Source organism: Amycolatopsis sp. 195334CR (assembly GCF_017309385.1).
Taxonomy (GTDB): Bacteria; Actinomycetota; Actinomycetes; order Mycobacteriales; family Pseudonocardiaceae; genus Amycolatopsis.
This window is the reverse complement of the sequence record NZ_JAFJMJ010000002.1, coordinates 2,463,468-2,485,287: the sequence shown is the minus strand read 5'-3', so window position 1 is coordinate 2,485,287 and position 21,820 is coordinate 2,463,468. Positions and strand designations below refer to the sequence as shown.

Annotated in this window: 20 protein-coding genes; 16 read left to right on the top strand and 4 right to left on the bottom strand. The window is 68.1% G+C overall.

Annotated elements, in window-relative coordinates:
- Positions 1-18 precede the first annotated feature (18 nt).
- The 8 genes from JYK18_RS34375 (at position 19) to JYK18_RS34340 (ending at position 11,091) form a co-directional block, all read left to right on the top strand.
- Positions 19-282 (top strand): hypothetical protein, encoded by a 264-nt coding sequence (locus JYK18_RS34375; protein WP_206807557.1) that lies wholly within the window; start codon positions 19-21, stop codon positions 280-282.
- A 307-nt stretch (positions 283-589) separates the two neighbouring features.
- The gene (gene fxsT, locus JYK18_RS34370) at positions 590-3,244 is read left to right on the top strand and encodes an FxSxx-COOH system tetratricopeptide repeat protein (protein WP_206807556.1); all 2,655 of its coding nucleotides are present in this window, start codon (positions 590-592) and stop codon (positions 3,242-3,244) included.
- A gap of 1,043 nt (positions 3,245-4,287) precedes the next feature.
- Positions 4,288-4,611, top strand: a complete 324-nt coding sequence (locus tag JYK18_RS34365) for a hypothetical protein (RefSeq protein ID WP_206807555.1) — start codon at positions 4,288-4,290, stop codon at positions 4,609-4,611.
- On the top strand, positions 4,611-6,329 hold the full coding sequence (locus tag JYK18_RS34360; RefSeq protein WP_206807554.1) for an alpha/beta hydrolase: 1,719 nt from the start codon (positions 4,611-4,613) through the stop codon (positions 6,327-6,329). Before JYK18_RS34365 ends, JYK18_RS34360 begins: the two co-directional genes overlap by 1 nt.
- A 349-nt stretch (positions 6,330-6,678) precedes the next feature.
- On the top strand, positions 6,679-8,844 hold the full coding sequence (locus JYK18_RS34355; protein WP_206807553.1) for a tetratricopeptide repeat protein: 2,166 nt from the start codon (positions 6,679-6,681) through the stop codon (positions 8,842-8,844).
- A gap of 278 nt (positions 8,845-9,122) precedes the next feature.
- Complete coding sequence (locus JYK18_RS34350) at positions 9,123-9,428, top strand: hypothetical protein (protein ID WP_206807552.1); 306 nt, start codon at positions 9,123-9,125, stop codon at positions 9,426-9,428.
- Positions 9,425-9,694 (top strand): hypothetical protein, encoded by a 270-nt coding sequence (locus JYK18_RS34345; RefSeq protein ID WP_206807551.1) that lies wholly within the window; start codon positions 9,425-9,427, stop codon positions 9,692-9,694. Before JYK18_RS34350 ends, JYK18_RS34345 begins: the two co-directional genes overlap by 4 nt.
- Positions 9,695-9,945: 251 nt before the next feature.
- Positions 9,946-11,091, top strand: coding sequence for a pentapeptide repeat-containing protein (locus tag JYK18_RS34340; protein ID WP_206807550.1), 1,146 nt, complete (start codon positions 9,946-9,948; stop codon positions 11,089-11,091).
- A 222-nt stretch (positions 11,092-11,313) separates the two neighbouring features.
- Here JYK18_RS34340 and JYK18_RS34335 read toward each other — a convergent pair whose 3' ends face one another.
- A complete protein-coding gene (locus tag JYK18_RS34335) occupies positions 11,314-11,514 on the bottom strand; it encodes a hypothetical protein (RefSeq protein WP_206807549.1) in 201 nt (66 codons plus the stop codon).
- Positions 11,515-11,800: 286 nt separating this feature from the next.
- Between JYK18_RS34335 and JYK18_RS34330 the strand changes: the two genes are divergently transcribed.
- Together JYK18_RS34330 and JYK18_RS47110 are read left to right on the top strand one after the other, a co-directional pair.
- The gene (locus tag JYK18_RS34330; protein WP_206807548.1) at positions 11,801-12,655 is read left to right on the top strand and encodes a hypothetical protein; all 855 of its coding nucleotides are present in this window, start codon (positions 11,801-11,803) and stop codon (positions 12,653-12,655) included.
- Between the two features lie 296 nt (positions 12,656-12,951).
- Positions 12,952-13,479 carry a sigma-70 family RNA polymerase sigma factor gene (locus JYK18_RS47110; protein ID WP_242583698.1) on the top strand — a complete coding sequence of 176 codons (528 nt, stop codon included), beginning with the start codon at positions 12,952-12,954 and terminating at the stop codon, positions 13,477-13,479.
- A 209-nt stretch (positions 13,480-13,688) separates the two neighbouring features.
- On the opposite strand, the gene JYK18_RS34320 is transcribed toward JYK18_RS47110, so the two are convergent.
- Positions 13,689-14,522: a hypothetical protein gene (locus JYK18_RS34320; RefSeq protein WP_206807546.1), complete on the bottom strand. Its 834-nt coding sequence runs from the start codon at positions 14,520-14,522 to the stop codon at positions 13,689-13,691.
- Positions 14,523-14,734: 212 nt separating this feature from the next.
- On the opposite strand from JYK18_RS34320, the gene JYK18_RS34310 reads away from it, so the two are divergent.
- The 5 genes from JYK18_RS34310 (at position 14,735) to JYK18_RS34290 (ending at position 18,155) form a co-directional block, all read left to right on the top strand.
- Positions 14,735-14,995, top strand: coding sequence for a hypothetical protein (locus JYK18_RS34310; protein WP_206808346.1), 261 nt, complete (start codon positions 14,735-14,737; stop codon positions 14,993-14,995).
- A 112-nt stretch (positions 14,996-15,107) separates the two neighbouring features.
- Positions 15,108-15,401, top strand: coding sequence for a putative ATP-grasp-modified RiPP (gene tgmA / locus JYK18_RS47720; protein WP_277992312.1), 294 nt, complete (start codon positions 15,108-15,110; stop codon positions 15,399-15,401).
- A gap of 6 nt (positions 15,402-15,407) precedes the next feature.
- Positions 15,408-16,367, top strand: coding sequence for an MvdC/MvdD family ATP grasp protein (locus JYK18_RS34300; protein ID WP_206807544.1), 960 nt, complete (start codon positions 15,408-15,410; stop codon positions 16,365-16,367).
- 35 nt (positions 16,368-16,402) lie between these two features.
- Positions 16,403-17,596 (top strand): methyltransferase domain-containing protein, encoded by a 1,194-nt coding sequence (locus JYK18_RS34295; protein WP_206807543.1) that lies wholly within the window; start codon positions 16,403-16,405, stop codon positions 17,594-17,596.
- Between the two features lie 388 nt (positions 17,597-17,984).
- Positions 17,985-18,155 carry a hypothetical protein gene (locus tag JYK18_RS34290; RefSeq protein WP_206807542.1) on the top strand — a complete coding sequence of 57 codons (171 nt, stop codon included), beginning with the start codon at positions 17,985-17,987 and terminating at the stop codon, positions 18,153-18,155.
- A gap of 108 nt (positions 18,156-18,263) precedes the next feature.
- Here the strand turns inward: JYK18_RS34290 and JYK18_RS34285 are convergent, their stop codons facing one another.
- The gene (locus JYK18_RS34285) at positions 18,264-18,914 is read right to left on the bottom strand and encodes a hypothetical protein (protein WP_206807541.1); all 651 of its coding nucleotides are present in this window, start codon (positions 18,912-18,914) and stop codon (positions 18,264-18,266) included.
- 693 nt (positions 18,915-19,607) lie between these two features.
- Between JYK18_RS34285 and JYK18_RS34280 the strand changes: the two genes are divergently transcribed.
- The gene (locus JYK18_RS34280; protein WP_206807540.1) at positions 19,608-20,663 is read left to right on the top strand and encodes a hypothetical protein; all 1,056 of its coding nucleotides are present in this window, start codon (positions 19,608-19,610) and stop codon (positions 20,661-20,663) included.
- A gap of 94 nt (positions 20,664-20,757) precedes the next feature.
- Here the strand turns inward: JYK18_RS34280 and JYK18_RS34275 are convergent, their stop codons facing one another.
- Positions 20,758-21,777: a helix-turn-helix transcriptional regulator gene (locus JYK18_RS34275; RefSeq protein ID WP_206807539.1), complete on the bottom strand. Its 1,020-nt coding sequence runs from the start codon at positions 21,775-21,777 to the stop codon at positions 20,758-20,760.
- Positions 21,778-21,820 lie beyond the last annotated feature (43 nt).

The following is a 21,820-nucleotide window of genomic DNA, read 5'->3' as shown; positions in this document are numbered from 1 at the left end:
GAAGTCACGGCGCTGCGCGTGGTCGCCACCGACGTGCGCCTGCAGCTGCTGCTGCGGCCCGGCGCGCTGCCGAGGTTGCTGCGCGACCGCGTCGAGAACGACCGCGCCACCGGGCAGCCGCTGGATCCCCAGCTCGCGGTTGTGGTGCTCGCGTCCTTTCGAGGATGTCGAGCACCGGGTCGTCGCGTGCTGATCCGGTCGGCCGCGCGGTGCGCGAGCTGGTGGTCGCGGCCGGCCGTCTCCGTAACGGGAGAGCGGCCGGCCGCGTCGTTTACCGGTTAGAGGTGGAAGGTGCGCAGGAGCCAGTCGAGCAGGGTGCGGGTGATCCCGGAGACGATTCCGCCGAGGACGGTGCGGATGAGCGGGCGAGGTCGGTGGTGGCGGATGCGGGGCATGGTGTGCTCCTTCGTGGTCGAGTGGGTGGTGTGCGGGGCAGGCCTGCTGGTGACCACGATGGGCTGCTGGACTGATCGGGTGGGCGTTCCGGGTTAAGACGGGACATCCCACGGTATGTTCGCTGGTCAGGGTACTTTTCCTGAGTCGTGAGCTGGTCAATCCTGGACAAGCTCCCGGGAGGGGGACGGCACGGGTGGAGCTGAATCCGCGGGCTCGGTTCGTCGACGAGCTCGAGCAGTTGCGTGTGCTGGCTGGTGGGCCGACGCTGGCCGCGCTGTGCGAGCAGAACCCGGGCTCGCTCAAGCGGTCGACCGTCTCGACGTTGCTGGCCGGGGAGTTCGTACGGGTTCCGCCGTGGGAGCGGATCGCGGCGTTCGTGACGGCATGCGTGCAGATCGGTCGCGCCAACCAGGTGACGATGCCGCCGGAGGACGTGCTGCTCCAGCAGTGGAAATATCGACACGAAGTTCTGATCGTCGCCCTCGATCAGGGGTCACCTCGTGATTCGCGTCCGCCTGCCGATGACAACGCCGCCCCTGCGGTGCTGCGGCAGCGACGCCGGATCGGATCGGTACCGCCCCGGGCGGGCGCGTTCCAGCATCGCGCGGTCACGGCGGCGCTGACCCGCTCGGTCGAGGGCGGGGGTACCGCGGTGCTCACCGGCGCCGCGCCCACGACCCCGGCCAGTGTGCTGACGGGGCTGGGCGGGGTGGGCAAGACCCAGCTGGCCGCCGATCACGCCCACACCATGTGGGACAACCACGAGGTGGAACTGCTGGTGTGGATTTCCGCCCGCACCCGTGAGGCTATCACCGCCGGCTACGCCGACGTTGCCGTCGAGTTGCTCGGCAAGGACCCCGCCGCACCCGAGCGGGCGTGTCGGCGGCTGCTGGAATGGCTGGCCGAAACCCCCGACCGGTGGCTGGTCGTCCTCGACGACGTGCAGGCCCCCTCCGATCTGGTCGGGTTGTGGCCACCGCACTCGGCGGCCGGGCAGGTGGTGGTGACCACCCGCTGCCGCGACGCCGCGTTACACGGCGACCGGCGGCAAGTCCTCGACGTTGACCTGTTCACCCCCGCCGAAGCCCTGGCCTACCTCACCGACAAACTTCCCGGCCACGCCCACGCCGGCCACGCGGACCTTGCCGGTCTCGCCGAGGATCTGGGGTGTTTACCGCTGGCGCTGGCCCAGGCTGCCGCCTACCTGATCAACAAACCCTTGCTCACCTGCGCGGACTACCGTGCACGGCTGACCGGCCGGCGAAGCACGCTCCGGGACGTGCTCCCGACCGAGCAGGACCTGCCCGACGAACATGAACAAACCGTGGCTGCCACGTGGTCGTTGTCGATCGAGGCCGCCGACCAGCTCGACCCCGCCGGCCTCGCCCGGCCGATACTCGAGTTCGCGTCGCTGCTGGACCCAGCCGGCATCCCGACCGCGGTCTTCACCACCGACGTCGCCGCGCACTACCTCACCACCCGGCTGGCACGCGACGTCACCGCCGACGATGTGCTGGGCGGGCTGGAGGCCCTGAGCAGGTTCAGCCTGCTCACCCTCGACCCCGCCCAGCCCGATCGTGCCGTCCGCGTACACGCCCTAGTCCAGCGCGCCGTCCGCGACCTCCTGCCCGTCGACACCGTTGGCGAGCTCGCCCGAGCCGTCGCAAACGCGCTCCTGGACGCGTGGCCCCACGTCGAGTCCGATCAGGAACTCGTGCAGGCGCTGCGCTCGAACACCGGCACGCTGCAGGGCACCGCCGAGGACCACCTTTGGCAGCCCGGCGGGCACCGGGTTCTGTTTCGCCTCGCACGCAGCCTCGGTGAGGCCGGGCTGCTGCACGGGGCCATCACAGTCACAAAGCGCTTATATCACCGGGCATCCACCCTGCTAGGGCCCGATCACTCTGACACCCTCACCACCCGCAGCAACCTCGCATCCTGGCGCGGGGAAGCCGGGGATCCGGCGGGAGCTGCCGCCGAAACCGAGCAACTGCTCATCCATGAGGTGCGGATCCTCGGACCCGACCACCCCGACGTACTCATCACCCGCAACAACCTCGCCCGGTGGCGCGGGAAGGCGGGGGACCCGGCAGGTGCAGCCATCGAAACCGAGCAACTGCTCACCGACCAGGTGCGGGTCCTCGGACCCGACCACCCCCTCACTCTTAACACCCGCAGCAATCTCGCATCCTGGCGGGGAAAGGCCGGGGACCCGGCAGGTGCAGCCACCGCGTACAAGCAGTTACTCACTGACCAGGAGCGCATCCTCGGACCCGACCACCCCCTCACTCTCAGGGCCCGTGGCAACCTCGCCTTCTGGCGCGGGGAAGCCGGGGACCCGGCCGGGGCAGCCACCGCGTACAAGCAGTTACTCACCGAGCGGTTGCGGGTCCTCGGACCGGACCACCTCGAGACCCTCATCGCCCGTGGCAACCTCGCCTTCTGGCGCGGGGAAGCCGGGGACCCGGCGAGAGCTGCCGCCGAAACCGAGCAACTGCTCACCGACCAGGTGCGGGTCCTCGGACCCGACCACCCCGTAACTCTCATCAGCCGCGGCAACCTCGCCCTGTGGCGCGGGCGGGCCGGGGACCCGGCGGGAGCTGCCATCGAAACCGAGCAACTGCTCACCGACCAGGTGCGGGTCCTCGGACCGGACCACCCCGATACCCTCACCAACCGTGGCAACCTCGCATCCTGGCGCGGGGAAGCCGGGGACCCGGCGAGGGCAGTGGCCGACTACGAGCAGTTGCTCACCGACCGACTGCGGGTCCTCGGACCCGACCACCCCCACACCCTCACCACCCGCAACAACCTCGCGCATTGGCGTAGCGTCGTGGATGCGGACTAAGTACCCCTAGTTGTCGAGCCGCCGAATACGGGTCTTCGCAGTCAGGACCAAGGCCGCGGGGACGTCGACGCGGGCGGTGCGGCGTGGGTCGCGCGCGGGCGCTCGGCATCGGCTGCCGGGTCGCGGCCGCGGTTCGAGATTGATGACCGGCTCCGGGTTCGGCTGGCGTATTGCCGAGGGAACGCTGCGGCATTGCACCGGGAACTGCTGGCGCAGCGGGGCGCGGCGGCGCCGAGCTTGGTGACGGTCCAGCGGGCGATCCACCGGGGCCTGACGCGCGGGGAACCGTGCGGGCCTGCGCGCCGGCGAGCGCACGCAGCGGAAGTTCGACGTGTTCGGTAAGCGGCCGCCGTCGTTCGTTGCACCATCAGCGCGAGGCGGTGGATTCTGTCGGCCCGTTTGGCGGGAGCGGTGCAAGCACGACCGGCACGGTACAAACCGTGTCCAATTGCCCTCCCAACCGTCTCTAGTCCCAGGGCTGCTGTTTGAGCGGCAGCACGTCGGGCAGTTGCCCATGAAGGTCCTCGTATTTCGACATCCGCTTGAGCGCGCTGTCCCACGTGTACGGCTGGACGTCGCGTCGTACTTCCAGGAAGACGAATGACGGGTCGTGTCGCAGCTCAGGGCAGAATCTCCTGGCCATCGCCAGGCATCGAGCATGTAGCGCGCCGCCCGCGGCGACCTCTCCAGCCGCGACAGCGATCCAGGCCGACCCGGTGTGGGACTGCCCGCAGACCTGGCACCGCCAGTTCCGCTCGGACTGGCTTGATCGCGCCTGGTTAAGCGCGACCCAGGCGACCCGGTGACCGATGACAGGTGTTACCCACGGGACGGGGAGTCCTTGAAGCACAGGCCGTTCGGTTGCCTCGGAAGCAGAAGGCGACGGTGGCGGGCTTTCGGGATGCCTGAGTAGGACTACTTACGCGCGCTGAGCAGTCCTACGGCTTTTGCTGAGAAAAATCTTTGGAAGGCGTCCATCATCTTCTCTAGGCGAAACTAGTCGCGTAGGGTAGCCGATCGAACACGGGTCCAAGGAGGGGAACGTGGCCGGCTACGACGCTCAGATCGACACGATCACCAAGGCGGGAGAAGCAGCCCAGGAAGTCTCCGAGGTGATCACCAGCCTCAACAGCTCCGGCCGCGTCCCGGACGGAACCGCTGCCATGCCAGGGAGTCCAGCGGTGGCCAAGCTTGAAGAACTGCGCTCCAGCTGGCAGGCCGCCGAACAGGCTTGCTCGCAAAAACTCCAGGACCACGCCAGCAACCTGCTTGCCGCAGCCGCGATGTACCGCGACCGTGAAGACGCCGTCGTGGCCGAGCTTCGCGGAATCGTGGTGCACCAGCCCGACACCGAAGGACCTCGCTGATGCCTACCTGGGGTGAACTCCAGCGCTGGAATCCCGAGCCGCTGCACACAGCCGTGGACGACCTCAATGCCGCCTACAACAGCCTCATCGACTTCGAAGCCAGCGTAGCCAAGTTGGCCAAGCCCGAAGGCTGGACCGGCCCGTCGGCCGAACTGGCCGAAGCTCAAGCCAAGGAGATCGGCCGCGTCCTCGAGGAGTATGCCGCGGACCTGAGCGGCCTGCGCCGCGTGACCGGGGAGACCGCTGACTCGATCGAGGGCATCCGCAACGGGGTCGCCGAAGCAGACGAACTCGCGCGCCGCCACGCCTTCCGCATCGCCGACGACGGCAACGTCATCGACAACGCCGCCCTGGCCGGCTCCATCCCCGCCGATCCCGACGAACGTCGAACCCGGGCCGCCGAGATCGCCGAACGCGTCGGTGCGACCATGGCCGCCGCAGGCGATCTCTCCGATGACTACGTCGCCGTACTCAACCGTTTGATCGCCAACAACACCTACACCTCGTCCGCGGGCGGCGGGGCCACCAACCTCGCCGCCGCCGGACTGGCCGGTGACGCCCTTGGCACCCTTACCCCGCTGATGCCACCCCCAGACACCTCAGCTTCCCGCAACGCCGCCTGGTGGTCCGCGCTGAGCACTAGCGCGCAGTGGGCCTTCGCCCTCAACCGCCCTGAACTGATCGGTTCCCGCAGTGGCGTGCCCACGAGGTTTCGCGACGCGGCCAACTGTGTCCTCCTGGAGGGCTATATCGATCGCCTGAAGGCCAAGGTGGAGACGCTTAAGCAGAAGGTCAGGGACAACACCCACAGTGACTACTTGGTAGTAGTGAGCGACGAGCTGGGTGAGGCTGAAGAACGCCTCGCGGCGCTCGAGGTATTGCGCTCCCAGATCAACTCTTCGGCCGCGAACGCTGGTGCGTCTCCCGATAACCGCATCTTTCTGCTCGATATTGACTCGGATGCGAAAAATGGGCGTGTCATTGTGTCGGTCGGCAACCCCGACACCGCGTCCAACGTGGCGACCTTTGTCCCCGGTACAACATCTGGAGTCAACGACGGGTTGATCGGCAACATCGACCGAGCTGAAAACATGGCCAACGCTGCAAAAGCGGCCGCCCCAGAGAAGTCGACCGCCGTTATCATGTGGCTCGACTATGACGCTCCGGAGTTTGCAAAGATCAATCCAAGAGACACACCAATGTTAGAAGTAAACGCGGACCGGGCGAAGGATGCCTTGCATCAGTTCCAGGAAGACTTGCGCGTCACTCACGAAGGCGAGCCGTCTCGCAATACCGTCATCGGGCACAGCTACGGCAGTACCGTCGTTGGCGTCACCTCTCGAGACCTAGGAATCGACGCTGACCAGCTGGTATTCGTAGGCAGCCCCGGCGTCGGTGTCGAACATGTCCATGACCTCAACATCACTGGTGTTGGCCATGGAAGCGAAGGTGGCCACGTGCATGTCGGGCTCGCTCCCGATGATCCCATCGGGCAGTGGGCGGGCACAGGATGGGGGAACGAAATCGGTCAGGTGATACAGTCTATGGAGAGTCTCAACCCTGCTCCTGACATTATACTCGGTAAAAACCCTGATCAACCAAGTTTTGGTGCCACTGTGTTCCAACCCGGCACCAGTGGACACAGTGCTTACATGGAGGCGAACACGCCTTCTGTGCAACGAATCGGCGAAGTCATCTCCGGGACGCACGCGAAATAACTCTATTTCGTGTGTTGGAAGGCGCTCAACACGGCTCGGCCGCAGAAACGGGCCTTGCTCGCGTCGCCGTTCGGCGGCTGCGGGCACCGTCGGCCCGGTCCAGGGCTTCTTGGCCGCGCACCAAATCAGCCAGGAGCCGACGGCGGCGCGGTTGCGGTTTCAGGTCGCCGCCGCCGCGCTGCCCCACAGTTGTCGAGCAGGGCGACGAAGCTGCGGTCGTCGACCAGGTGCCATAGTGCATCTCCGGCCGAGCGCAAGGCATACCGGATCTACGCGGACCGGGCGACCAACGCGGTGTCCGCAGCACCAGCACGACTGATTCTGTGATCGGCCAGAGGAGGCGGCGATCGTGGACCACGAGAAGAGCACAGCACCCGGAGGGGTTGTCAACGCCGCGGCTGGCAGGACAGATCAAGTTCTCCGGGTCGGCCATGTGGCCGGTGACGTACACGTGCACGGCGGACCTGTGGCGAGTGTTCCACCACCTCGACAGCTGCCACGAGAAGGCACGCACTTCACCGGTCGCGCCGCCGAATTGAGCAAACTCGATACCTTACTGGGCAACGCTGGATCGGCGCGGTCGTCGACGGTGCTGATTTCCGCGATCGCCGGCGCACCTGGGATCGGCAAGACCTCGCTGGCTGTGCACTGGGCTCACCGAGTACGAGATCGCTTCCCTGACGGACAGTTGTATGTCAATCTCCGCGGTTACGACGCCAGCCCGCCGCTGAGCGCCGACCACGTGCTGGACGCATTCCTTCGTGCACTTGGGCTGCCCGCCGAACGCATCCCCCAGGACGCCGATGCCAAGGCCAGCGTCTACCGATCCTTTCTGGCCGAGCGCCGGATGCTGGTGCTCCTGGACAACGCCGCCACGCCCGACCAGATCCGTCCCTTGCTGCCCAACGAACCCCGCTGCCTGGTCGTGGTCACCAGCCGCAGTCGCCTCTCCGGCCTGGTCGCCCGTGACGGCGCGCACCGGATCAGCCTCGACCTACTCACCCCCGACGAAGCGAACAGGCTGCTGCGGGGCATCATCGGACAGGACCGGATCGACCAGGAACCGGTAGCAGTCGCCGAGCTCGCTCACCGGTGCGCCTACCTCCCGTTGGCGTTGCGGATCGCCGCCGAACGTGTTGCCAGCCGCCCACGCAACACCGTCGCCGAACTCGTGCACGAACTAGCTGACGAACGTCAGCGGCTGGATGTGCTCGCGGCCGACGACGACGAGAGCACCGCGGTGCGCACCGTGTTCTCCTGGTCCTACCACGCGCTTTCCCGTGACACCGCGCGGATGTTCCGGCAGCTGGGCCTGCACCCCGGTCCCACCATCAGCCTCGACGCCGCCGCCGCGCTTACCGACAGCACCACCAACGACACCCGGCGGTTGCTGGACAACCTGGTCGGCGGGCACCTGCTCGCCGAGACCGAACCGGACCGCTACCACTTCCATGACCTGCTCCGGGACTACGCCGCCGAACAAGCGGCAGCCAACGAGCCGGGACAGTCGCGCGATTCCGCTACCGGGCGCCTGTACCAGTGGTATCTGCACACCGCCCACGCCGCCCTGTTCGCCTACTATCCGCAACATCCCAACATCCCCATCGACCCACGCCCAGCCAGTTGCCGCCCCCTCACCTTCAGCGACCGCGATCAGGCGCATCGGTGGTTCGCCGCCGAACACGCCAACCTGCTGGCCCTCATCCGCCACGCACCCGCAGTCGACCAGCACGCAGTCGGCTGCCAGCTACCGCAGGCCGTCGACTGCTATCTGGGGGAGCACCGCCACCTTGCCGACAGGATCATGGTCCACCAACTGGGCGCCTCCGCCGCTCAACATCTCGGTCGCCAACTCAGTGAGCACTGGGCATACCTCAGCCTCGGCGAGGCGTACCAGGAGTCCTATCAGCATACTCGCCGGTACGACGAAGCTGTCATCTGCCTTGAACAAGCGCTGAAAATCGCACGGAAAATTGACCATAAATTCGGAGAAGCAGCCGCCCTGATTGACCTCGCCCATAACTACAACGAGGTCGGACGCCACGCAGAGGCGGCAGCATACAGCCAACAAAGTATTGATATCAACCGGACCATTGGCCATCGGCGCAATGAAGGCATCAGCCTGATTCACCTCGGGCGGGCGCTCAGTGAACTGGGACAATTCGACCAGGCACTTGCCTACGTCCGGCAAGGCATGGACATAGCCAGCACCATCGGAGCGGAAGGGATACGGGCGCTTGCCCTGAGGACCCTCGCGAAGATCCACCATCGGCAGGGCCACGGCGAGGACGCTCTCAACTACATGATGCAAGCCGCTGACAGCAGTCGATCCCGACAGCTGGATCACGACTACGCCGAAAACCTCAACCACATCGGCGTAATCCTGAACGACCTAGGTCGCCCTCAAGAGGCCCGCGAGAAATGGCAGGAAGCCCTCGACATTCTGCTCGACCTCGACCCCATGCAGGCGGCGCAGATCCGCACGCAACTCAACACGATCGGATTTCCCGATTAAACGTAACCAAAAGCAAAATGACAAACGATCGCGAGTTTGGGGAACTAGCCGAGAGCACGTTAGCGCCGGTTCAATGCTCTGACGAACCAAAGGTCATCACCGCCCGAACACTAACCCAGCCCGTGCAAAAGAGTTCAGGCATCCCCGCAGACAACTTCGAACATCGACAGTTGCGGAAAGCCGAATGCGCTGGCTACCATGAGCCTGAAAACCTGTCCGATATTCAACGGGCGAAAACTGGGTTTCTAACCGTTTTCAGGACTCATGAGGGGCTGCTCATGTCGATCGCGACGACGCTCAGCGGGCGGTCGATCGTCTGCGACGGGTGCGGCGCACTGGTCGAGGCCGTCACCGCCGCGATGAAGCATCCGGTGTCGCTCGAGGTGGCCCACGCCGTGTACGGCAAGGACAACTACGACGGCGGTCTGGTCTACATCGTGTGCGCCCCGCTGCCGGACGGGAGCCAGCCCTGCCTGGATCTGGCGCAACTGGCCGACGAGCTCTACGAGCGGGTCCGCTGCCGGGTGCCAGGCTGTGACGGCACCCGCTGCCACGGCACGACCGCGGGCGAGGCCGGCCAGTGACCGCCGGGCTGACGCGCACACAGAAGGAAGACCTCGCCTGGGAACTGCAGGTCGCCATCGTCAACGGACTCGGAGGAGAAGGAGGTCCCACGGCGTTCGGCAACCTCGGGCCCAACGAGGTTCATCCCGAACTCGGAATCACCTGGAATCAGGCCATGCAGCAAATCGCGGTCTGGCTCAACCGGCTGCCCGGCGGTGTCCGCCACGAGCAGTTGCTGTTCGCGCGCACGAAGGCTCGGAACAGCGCGACCGGGCCGGAGACGTGATGACGTACGCGGACCTGTGTGCCCCGTCGAGCTGCGGTCCTACGGCCGGCGGGCGGGGCGGACAACCTTGATCGATGTGTCGGTGCCGATCACAACGGGTGCCAGCTACGCCGGCTGGCGGTCCGGGCATAACTGTCGGGGTCGCCCGGCCGCGATCATCGGACGGCCGGGATCATTGGACTGTGGTGATAGACGCAGCGGTGACACGTGCGCACCGACGGTGGCGAGAGGCTCGACGAGAGGCGCGACTGGTGGCGCTGTGGACGCCGTGGCTGCACTGGTCGCGGCTGGCGGGCCGGGTGGGGCTGTGGGCGCTGGCCGTTGTAGGCGGGTTGGCGGTGCTCGCCGGGGTGGGTTGGCTGGTCTGGCAGGTGCCGCCAGCGCTGTACGGGTACGTGCCGGATCCGAAGGATCGCGCCAGCGCCGAAGCGGTAACCCGCACCGGGCTTATCGCCGGGCTGGCCGGGATGGCCGCACTGGGCAGCCTGGCCTTGACCGCCCGCACGTACCGGCTCACCCAGCAAGGGCAGATCACCGACCGCTACACCACGGCGGTCGGCCAGCTCGGCGACGACAAGCTCGACATCCGTCTGGGCGGCATCTATGCCCTGGAACGCCTGGCCGTGGACTCCAAACGCGACCATCCGATCGTGGTGGAGGTGCTCAGCGCTTATGTCCGTGAGCGCACCGCATCCCGCGCCACCCCTCGGGTGCGCCCGCCCGGGAGGCAAACCACGCGCCCGTCCTCGGGCGCGCGGCGCCGATCGGTGCTGCGGGTGCAGCCAATGGGCCGAGGTACCGCCTACCCGCTGCGGCTGAGTGCGAAGCGGGCTCCGCTCGGCGTCGACATCCAGGCGGCACTGACCGTCCTGGGCCGGCTCCCGACTCGGCTCGGCGTGAACCGCGCCGACCTGTCGGGTGCGGACCTGACCGGCGCCAACCTCTTCCGCGCGGACCTGAGCGGCGCCAACCTCATGCGCGCGGACCTGACCGAGTCCGACCTCACCTTCGTGGACCTGACCGACGCCCAACTTGGGGAGGCAAATCTGACTGCTGTCTTGCTGCTCAAGGTGAACCTGACCGGCGCTCACCTTGGTGGCGCGGACCTGACCAGAAGCCTGCTCGGCGACGCGGATCTGACCGATGCCCGCCTCCGCGGCGCGGATTTGACCGAGGCCGACCTCGGGGGGACGAACCTGACCAGGGCGGAACTCAGCGGGGCGGACTTGAGCGGCGCCTCCCTCGGCCGCGAGGATTGGGCCAGAGCGCGACTCAACGGAGCGCGGTGGGATGACCAGACGGTCTGGCCTGCGGGCATCGGCGACGAGATTCGGGCACGGTCGACGGCGGTGTGGGGAGGGTTCGTCGTGGACCCCGATCCGCCGAGCACGGGATAACGCTGCATCACGCCTTGGTGGGGAGAGCCCGAGACGACGCCCACGCGCGGCACTGGCCGCGCCGCTCGCTCTGCCTTCACCAACGACATGATCACAGCGTTCAACACACGACACCGAAAGAAATCGGTCAGCAGGTCCCTCTGCCCGGGCACCACCTCGCGAAATGGTCGGTCCACGCGGAGGACGTGGTGGCCAGCTGGCGTCGAGGCGCTCCGCGATCGTTCACAGCAGGCCGATCTCGTGTACCCGCACGAGGAGCGCGAGGGTCCCGCCGGCGCCGGTCGCGGTGCCGAGCATCAGCTTGAGCACTTTGAAGCCCATCTCCCGCTGGCTGGTGTCGGGAACGAAGAGGGCGACTCCGGCGGCCGCGGCGATCAGCACCGCGACCAGCACTCCGTATCCGGTCGCAACCCACTGCAGCACGCTGTCCTCCTCTGGCGATCCAGCGGCGATGTCGCAGCCCGCGGTGACGCTGATCCGCGCTGCCTGGTCCTTGCCGCCTCGATCCTGGCTTTGCCAGGTCTATAGGCACGATCCTGCTGGTCACCCCACGAAAATCTCGCTCCGGAAAATTTTGAAGAAAACCGTGGGGTAGTCGCCGTGGGGCGGCCTATGAAGAGGTCGTGGAGTTTCGCAGAGTCGGAGCGCGAGCGGAGCCCGCCGACGCTCCCTGACCCCAGGCCCGTCGCTACAACCAAGGAGATGCCAGGTGCCCGGTGCAGAGCGTGGTGCGGGTCCGGAGTCCCCGCCTGCGCGCCAGCAACCCGGGAACGGCCTGGCACCGCTGCTGGCGGTGGTCGACAGGCTGCTGGCCGACCTCGACGAGGACGAAGACCTCGCTGCGGACGAACGTCACGAGGTGCACCAGGCCGAGCTGTACTGGCGGCTGAGTTCGGACGAGGCACTGGTGAACGGGCTGCGCGCGCAGGGGTTCGCCGGCGCGGAGTACCAGCTGTTCCGCGCCGAGCTGGCGGCCTACGGCTTGCCGGTCATGCGGTCCTGGATTCGCCGGACGCTGATCTTCAAGCACTGCGCGACCATCCGCCGCCCGGTCACGGCCACCGAACTGCTCAAACGGCGCCTAGCCGAGTGCGCCGACGACCGATTCGAACTGGCGGCGGAGACCGTCGCCGAAGCGCTGCGCCTGTTCCACCGGTTCGCCATGGTCGGCGGGGCCTGGTCCCCGGATGGCGGCGCCTCGTTGCGCACCTTCTTCGTCGGGGCGTGCTTGCGTTCCTTTCCCACCGTGTTCCGAAGATGGCGCGCCGAACAAGGCGTGGACACCCCGTTCGGGCTGACCGCAGACGACGCCCCGCCTTCGCAGAATTCCGGCACGTCTTCCGCCAACCCGGCCGATCAGGTCGTCGCCGAGCAGGAAGCCCTGCACAAGCTGCGCAGCATCAAGAACGACACCGCACGTGAAGCGGTGACCCGGGTGGCTTTCCTCGGTGAAACCCATGCCGAGGCGGCCAAGGTGGTCGGGCTGACCGAACGGCAGCTCGAAGGCCGCCTCTACCGCGAACGCCAGCGCAAACAGGTCCGCCGCACAGGAGGCTCAGCATGAACATCACCGTGCATCCTGACCAGCTGGAGCGGGCCCGCGAGCACCTGCGCGCAATCGGCGAGCTCGGCTACCTCACCCCCGACGAGGTCAGGGCAGCGGAAGCCCAGCTGGCCGACGACAACACCGCGCTGCGCAAGTTCCTCACGCTGGTGGAGGAATCATCGCTGGGCACCACGGCAGCCATCCGCCGCCGCACCTCGGCCCGCGACGTCGCCGACACGCTGCGCCGCAGCGGCGCGACGAGCACACCACCGGCGGCCACCACACCCACCCGGGCCACATCCTCGTACCCTCGGCTGACCAAGGAAGATCTGGAGCCGCTGGTCCGCCGGGCATCAGAGGGCGACCAAGACGCCATGTCGGCCCTGCTCGCCGCGTTGAAACCGGTGGTGACGCGGTACTGTCGGGCGCGGCTCGGTGGCCGCGACCTGGGCTGGTTCTCGGCCGACGACATCTCCCAGGAGGTGTGCGTCGCGGTGCTCAACGCGCTGCCGCAGTACCACGACCGAGGCGGCGCGTTCCTCTACCTGGTGCACGCGATCGCGGCGAACAAGGTCGCCGACGCCATCCGCGCGGGCGCCCGGATCCGCAAGGAGTCCGGGGAGCCGGAGGGGAGCGAAGTCGACCTTGGTGAACGGCTCAACCGCCTGATCCACACGCTGCCCCGGCTCGACCAGGAGATCGTCATCCTGCGCGTGGCCGTCGGACTGTCCGCCGCCGAGACCGCGGAAGCCGTCGGCTTGAAGCCCGGCAATGTGCGCGCCGTGCAACAAAACGCGTTGCTCAAGCTGCGCGAGCTGATCACCCGCGAAGGCGGCTTCTGAGGACCGAGAACACCGCCGAAACCAGCTGAGCGCTGCCCGGCGGCAGGGGAGTGACGTCCCTGCCGCCGGACAGCGTCGGATGCTGAACGGCAAAGCAGTGTAGTCGCCTATTGCTGCAGTTCGAGAGTCTGCTCGATCCCCCGGAGGACCTTGCGATCCCCTGCAGCTGCCTAGCGGCGCGTGCGGCAACCTATTCCGTACTACGCTGATCATGCCTGGCCAAGGTTTTGACAGCGCAGGTCGTAGAGCTTCCAGGCTTCGTTGAGCAGCAGCGCGGCGCCACCGGCGGCAGAGACGACCCCCTCGAGCGAGGTGCTCGCAGTAGCCCAGAGCGTGCCGGCACCGCCGTCGACGATGCTGCCGTGGTCGATCAGCGACAGCATGCTGCCCGGCGTGCCGTGGGCGTGGCCGCTCTGCGAGCGCCAGAGCAAGGCAGTGCCAGCACGGATCGCGGAGGCGTCGGCAGTGTTGTCCGGGTTGGCCAACCCGACCGCATCGGTGATCACCCGGGTCATGCTGAGCTTCCACTTCCGGATCTTGGTGGCATCCCTGCCCAACGCGGTTGCGACCACCGCTGCCTCGACCAAGCGGGTCTCCAACGTGGTGAGCACCTGGTCAGTGACGACCTGCTGGTCGGCACTCAGGCCGGTGGCCGCTTCGACGAGGTTGCGCTGCTGGTTATAGCTGTCGACCGCAATGTCGAGAGCATGCCCGATCCGTTCGTGGCGTGGCCGCGGCGCCAGCACCCAGACTGCCTGTGCCGCCCCCATCAGGGCGGACCGCAACACGGTGTAGTTCGCCGCCGGATAGATGTGCCCAGTGGCCTGGAACGACGTGCGGAAATAGTCCAGGTGCTCGACGGCGACCGCCAGGCCGTTGTAGGCGATTGTCGAAGCGGGCATGCACGGAAACGCCTGGTCGTCTGCCGCGAGGCTGCTGCCTGGAGCGGCGACCGGGGGTGGCTTCCTGATTCGGGACGCCCAAGCGGTGACGGCGATGAACAGCTTCTCCAGCCGCCGTTCGGCCTCTTCGCGGTTTGGCATGCAGGGCAGCTTAAGTAGGGGCGGGGTCGGGAAATCCACCGCCGTCCGCCTGATCGCCGAGACGCTGACCGCGGCCGGGCTGGCCTGCCTGTGCGCAGCCGACCGGCACCATCAGCTCGCCACCGAAATCCTGCCCGCGCTGCGCGACGGCGCGGTTGTGGTGTGCGACCGTTACGTGCGTCCTCGCTGGTGCTGTCAGGAAAGGAAACTGGGTGGGAACAGCACACGACGACCTGAGTGGAGCGTCTGTTCCGGAGCTATTGGGCCGGTACGCCGCGATCCTTGCCGAGCTGCGCGAGCGCGGCGTCGTACGGACCCGTAACGCGCCCCTGGGCGACTACGCCGAGCACCTCGCCACCAAGGTCTACGGCGGGACGCTGGCCGCGAACTGGGCGAGAGAGTCGGCCTACCGGGGTCGTCCGCTGCGCCGCTGGCGACGCGGCACCACCCACTACAGTGAGGGCGAGCATTGAGCAACAGACCGCACTCGCACAGTGACGATCCTCGCCGGATTCAACCCTCGGAAGGACGGCTGCGCGGAAGCGCAGCAGGGGAAAGTCGCTGGGAGGCACGAGAGGACGTGGCATGCTGATCTCTGATCCCTTGGCGTCGGACGACATAGTCGGCGCCCGCCGGCCAGCGCAGCGCAGCGCGTGTCGCGATGACGAGGCCGCCCTGCCCCTCGCTCTGCGCAGAGCCTCAGTGATGGTGTTGTCACCGGGCCCAGAGCACAGCTACGACCCGGTCGCCCAGATCGCGGTGGACACGCACGGCAGGCCCCTCAGCCCCACGCTGGCCAAAGACTGGACCACCATCGAAGGCACGCACACCGACGGAGATGGTGGGGACAACGAGAGCTGGTCTTGGGAAGAGCAGTAGCCCGCGATGACGGTCCTCATCCTCGCCCGGGACTTCGACCCCACAGTGGACGCGGTGATCAGCCACCTCACCGACACCGATGTACCAGTCTTCCGCACCGACCTTCGCGACTTTCCCACCCGCCTGAAACTCGCGGCACGGCTCGAGGACGGCCGGTGGCGAGGACGGCTGTGGAACGAGCACCACGAGGTCGACCTGGCCGAGATCCGCTCGATCTGGCGGCGCAACCCCTCGACCTACCACCTACCGGAATCGATGTCCGAGTCGGTGCAGGACGTCGCGTTCAGGGAAGCGAAACTAGGCCTCGGCGGCATCCTCGCCGCCCTCGACGTGCTGTGGGTCAACCACCCCAACCGCTGCGCCGACGCCATTTACAAGCCCTACCAATGGACGATCGCGCGCGAGTGCGGACTGCACGTCGCCGACACCGTCATCACCAACGACGCGGACACCGCCGCGGCCGCCATCGACCAGTGGCCGGGCACCATCACCAAACTGCTCGGACCTGGCGGCTTCACCGACAACGAGGACAGGCCCCGCTCCGCGCCTACCCGGCCCATCACCTCCGATGACCGGCGCGACCTTGCCGGGGTCGCCTCCACAGCGACCACCCTGCAGGAACAACTCGGCAAAAGGTTCGAAGTACGCCTCACCGTCATCGGCGACTCCTGGTTTCCCGTCGCCATCCACGCCCACTCTCCCGCAGCCCGCATCGATTGGCGTACCGATCTCGAGGGCCTGAGCTATGGGGCTGTCGAGGTTCCCGCCGACGTCACCGAGGGCGTGCACCGGTATCTGGACAAGGCCGGTCTCGTGCTCGCCGGGATAGACTTCGTCGTGCGACCCGACGGCCGGTGGGTCTTCCTCGAAGCCAACACCGGGCCTCAGTTCGGCTGGCTCGCGGCCTCCACAGGTGCGGCGATGGTCGAAACACTGGCGGAGGTCCTAGCGAAGGGACGACGATGACTACCTTCGATGACTGGCCACAGCAGGCCGAGGCGTTGCGCGCCGAACTCGTCGCGACCGGCAAACTGCACTCGCCTGCCGTGCAGCAAGCCATCGTCTCCACACCCCGGCACGTGTTCGTGCCCCGCTTCTACGTCCGCTCCCGCCAGGGATGGATTCCTGTCCAGTGCGGGGACGCCGCCACGCACCAGCGGTGGCGCACATCGATCTACCGCAACCACTCGCTGGTCACCCAGCTCGGTGATGTGGCCGTCGGCAGCCGCGACACCACCGGCCCCACTTCGTCCTCCTCCGCGCCCGGTTTGATGACCCGCATGATCGAACAGCTGGACGTGCGCCGGGGACACCGCGTGCTCGAGATCGGCACGGGAACCGGCTGGAACGCCGCCCTGCTCAGCCGGCTGGTCGGCGACGACAACGTCTCCAGCATCGACGTGGACCACGACCTGGTCGACACCGCACGCCGACACCTGAACCAGCTCGATCTCCATCCCCGCCTGGTCACCGGCGACGGCTTCGAAGGCCTGCCCGCACACGCACCCTACGACCGCTTCATGGCCACGTGCGCCACCTCGTGGGTGCCCGCCGCCTGGGTGGAACAACTCGCCCCCCGCGGTCGGCTGCTCGTCGACCTCAAGATCCACGCCGCCGCCGGCAACCTTGTGCTGCTGACCCGCGACGGCGACCAGACACGTGGACGGTTCGATACCGGCGCGGCGACCTTCATGCACATGCGCAGCCCCGCCTTCGACCAGCCCTGGCACGGCTACACTCCCCGCGACCGCGCCTCAGCCACGCACTCGCGCACTACCTCACGCGCCGAGCGGCTGTGGGAGAACCCGGTTCTGTGGTTCCTGATCCACCTGCACGAACCGGGCCGCCTCAACTTCGGCTACTGCCAGGACCCCGACACCGGTGGCCCCGGCGATGTGTACTTCACCAGCCCCGACGGCTCCTGGTGCGAACTCAGCAACGCCACCACAGCGACCCGCGAGGTCCGCGAAGGCGGCCCACGCCGCCTCTGGGCCCAGCTCGACGACATCACCACCCACTGGCACTCGCTCGGCTCCCCCGGCTGGGACCGTCTCGGGCTCACCATCACAGATGGTAACCAGTTCGTTTGGCTGGACCATCCCCACAGTGACGTGACCTGGGCGCTACCCCGAACCAGCACCCTGCAACGCCCGGCCACCGCGGCGATGTCGGCTTCGGACCGCCGAAGCGCCTGACGTTCGCGGTCTCCCGTTTCGTCGGCCTCGCGCTGAGCGAGCAGGGTGGTCCAGCGGCCCGGCGCGCTGCCGAGGTTGCTGCGCGACCGCGTCGCGCACGACCGCGCCACCGGGCAGCCGCTGGATCCCCAGCTATTCCGGTCTGTCGAGGCCGCGGCGCCCGGTCGCTGGCACTACCGTGTCGATCAGCACGAACATGGCCGCCGAAGCCCCGTTCTGGCCCGGCGACGGCCTTCTCGCCCCGCCGGCCGAACCGGCGGCGAGCACCGACCGTCGCCGAGGACCAGCCACCGGTCCGGGCTGTCGAAGAACTCACACCAGCGGGCGATGTCCTCGGGTGCGCCCGCCCGGCGCTCCTCAGGGCGGGCCGCCGCTTTACTCCACCGTGATGGTCACGCTGACGCGCTTGTGGTCGCTGTCCGGGTGCGCGGGGTCGGCCGGTTCGTGGATGCGGGCCGAGCCCGGCACCATCCGGGGCGCCAGCGCGGGGCTGAGCAGGATGTGGTCGAGCTGGACGCAGTCGCGGCCGTTGGGCTGGGGCAGGTTGGTGCCGGTGTAGATCCTGGCCTGCTCGGGCCACGTCCACGAACCCGATCCCGCCTTCGCGGCGGTGCTCGGTCTCGTTCCACGCTCCGCACAGGTAGTCCATCGCCCGGGTGGTGCGCCGTTACGGGCGCTCCGGCACCCCGTCGGGGGTGTGGCGCAGGCGATGCAGGTAGTGGGCGGGCTGGTCGTAGACGGCGGGGTCGTCGAGGTCGCCGGGTTCGTGGTGGGGGCCGGAGAGGTGTTCGTTCATGTCCAGGAGTACCGCGCCGAGCACGCCCTCGTAGGCCATCCACCGGTAGGTCTTCGCGTCCGCGGCGCGGTAGTGCTCGTCATGGAGGTCGCCGTGGCCGGTGGCCAGGTGCAGGATCTCCTGCCCACGCGCGTGCCGCACCATCAGCAGGTTCCGGTTGCGCGCGGCGAAGTCCGGCGCCCGGTGGTCGAACCAGCGGTGAATGATCATGGTCTGCGCGTCGACGAAGAGGCACGGCGCGTACGGTCCCCACTCGCGTGGCAGGCTGCCCGGCAGCGGCACGTACGCGCGGCCGCCGGCCTCGCGCATGGCCTCGGCCGCGCCCCACATTCCCGCCCCGCCGAAGAATTCGAAGTAGTCGCCTTCGCCCATGACGAGCACGTGCGGCCAGCGTTCCCGCATCACCCGCACCAGGCCGGTGAAGTCGAAGCCGCCGGGCGGATTCTCGCCGCGCGAGGAGGAGTTGGTGATGCCGCCGTGGGCGTAGTTGAAGTACGCCAAGTCGATCTCGAGATTTGTCACGCCCTACGGGTGCGCCGGACCGCCACCAGGATGCGCCACCCCGTGATCTTCACTCGGACAGCGCAACGGCAGGGGAAGGTGTTGCGGCGCGGCGCCGGCTGGGCGCGTTACACCGTGAACCCCGGATGAGGAGTTGCTTGCGCTGACCGGGCGCCGAGCCTCGGGCGCAGCCGTGCCCGAGGTACGACCCGCAGCAGCATGCGGTCCGCCAGCGCGACGCCGCGAAGGCAGCCGAGTTGACCGCTGCGGGCAGGCAGGTCAGCGCTCGGACGGTGATGCGCATGCGGCTGCACAACCGGGCCGAAGGGCTGCGCGCCTTGTCGAGACTGGCGGCTTCCGCACCGCCGAATGGAAGCGCTGAGGTGTGCTGCCGTGCAAAAACAACCGAAAGTTGCCGCGCCAGGGTGGTCGCTCCCGGCCCTGTGTGAACTGACACTTCACGCGAAATACGGCCGACGGTTGGGCGACTCGACTTCTAGGCGGGACTATCCGAGGGCTTATTTGCCCTCGTCTTAGCGCTCTGACCTGCAGGTTGACACTTTACTTGCAAAGGAATTGTCATTTTGCTTGCAACTCACAACAGACGGGTCGCGGAGTCGGATATGTGCGCTGGACGGGTGCGACCGGCGCTTCACCCCGGCCTCCAACCGGCAGAAGTTCTGTACGCCTGCGCACCAGCAGCAGGCGCAGGCGATGCGACGCCGCCCGGTGGATCCGGAGCTGCCGATCGTCGAGTTGGAGCAGATCCGCGATGACGCGCTCGCCACCGTCGTCCCCGCCGCTGAGGCGCTTACCCAGCAGCTCACCGCGCTACTGGAACGGCTGAGCACCATCAACGAGAGCGCGGTCGCCCGCATCGGCGCGGCCGAGGCGGCGACTGCGGAGGCCCGCGCCGCGCAGCAGGAGGCGGCCGAGGCCACGGCCGACGCGATCGCCGCCCGTGAGCGGGCTGAGCGCCAGTCCCGCATCGACCGGGACGCTCGTGCGGCCGCGGAAACCGAGGCCGCGGCGGCGACTCGCCAGGCGGAGGCGTCGCGGGAGGCTCAGCACCGTGCGGAAGTCGCCCAGGCCGAATCCGAGCGGGACGCCCGCTGGCTGGCCGAGCAACTCGCCGACCTCCGCCAGCAGCACAGCGAACTCCGCCACGAGCACGGTGAACTTCGTCAGCAGCACAGCGACCTTGAGAGTCGCCACCAGCAGCTCCAAGCCCAGCACGAAACCCTCGCCGAGGCCCAGGCCGAACTCCTCCGCGCCCGCGACGCCGACCGCGCCGCCCACCTCCAGCAGGTCCACGACCTCGAACTGCGCCACCGCGACCAGCTCACCGAGCACCAGCAGTCGCACGCCCGCGACCTCGCCGAGGCTGAACGCCGCCACACCGCCGACCGCGAACACCTGGCCCAGAGCCACCGCGACGAGATCCAGCGCCAACGCGAAGAGATCCAGAGCCACCGCGACGACGCCCAGCGCCTCCGAGACGAGGCCGAGCACCTGATCCAGCGCCACCGCGACGAGGTCGAACACCTGCGCGCCGAACACACCGCGGCACTCGGCCGCCTCACCGAACTGGACCAGTCCCGCGCCGAACAGGCGGCCCGGCTCAGCGAACACGAACGCACCATCGCCCGCGACTACGCCGCCCTGTTCGACGTCGCCACCGAACTCGCCGCCGCGGACGAAACCAGGAACGCCCGCGCCGAACTGGCCGCCGTGCTGAAGGGCCGCACACCACCACCCGCCACGGCCTGAGGAGTGCGCTCGGGCGCGAAGCAGCTGTCACAGTCCACGTCCGCCCCTCTCGGCGTTGCGGAAAGCCAAGCACAGCGGGTGTTTCGCCGGCGCGTCAGCCGACGGCGGGTGCGGCCAATCCCGCCAGCAACTCGTCCTTCCCGGCCACACCGGTCTTCCGGTAGATCGCCTTGAAGTGGTCGTGGACGGTGTGCGGCGACAGGCCGAGCCGGTTCGCGATCTGCTTGGCCGGGAGTCCGTGCAACGCCTGTTCGAGCACCGACCGCTCGCCCGGGGTGATGCCGTACCAGAAGTACAGCGCGGGCAGCAGCAATTCGGTGGGCGCGGCCTGCAGGGTCACCACCACGTTCCCGGCTCCCAGCGGTTCCGCGCGCAGGGACAGCCAGCCGTGCGGCATGGGCACCCGGCTCACCGCCCGCGTCCCCGGCCGCCGCGCGAGCAGGGTGATGTTGAGCAGGTCATGGGGGAGTTGCGCACCGGGCGGCCGGGTGGAGTCGGCGGACGTGCTCAGCCAGGCACGCCCGGCGGGCGTGGCATCGACGACCTGGTGGTGCTGATCGACGATCACGATGCCCGGCGGCAGCGGGCACCGCCCCGGGCGCAGGGGCTTGGCGGAGAAGAACCGGCGCAAGGCCTCCGTGAGCGGCGTGGCGAGGCGTTCCGCGCGGGCGACGTCGTGGTCGGAGAACGGCCTGCTCCCGCGTTGCCGTGAGAGGGCCACCCACCCCACGGCGACACCGCGGTGCCGCAGGGCGATGCGCAGTTCCTGGCCATACCCCTCCTCGCGCATCTGGTCGTGCAGATGCGCGTACCGCGGCTCCTCGAAGAACTCGGATCCCGCCAGCTCGATCGGCTCCAGCCCGGTGAACAGCCGCCCGGTCAGGTAGGGCGAGCCGTCGTGGAACATCTGCAGCTCCAGCCGGTGGCGCAGCTCGGGGCTGTACCAGTTGTGCCGGTCGACCAGGCACCCGGCGCCGGTCACCGGATCCAGCACGACGATGACGTACCCGTCGTGCGGCACGAGCACCCGCACCCGGCGCGAAAGCTCCGCGCCGAGTTCTCGCGCGGTCAGCGCGACCCCCGCCGCCGGAGCGGCGTCCTCGAGCAGGTCCATCCCTGCATCATCTCCCGAAAACGACCTCGGCCGGCACGAATTC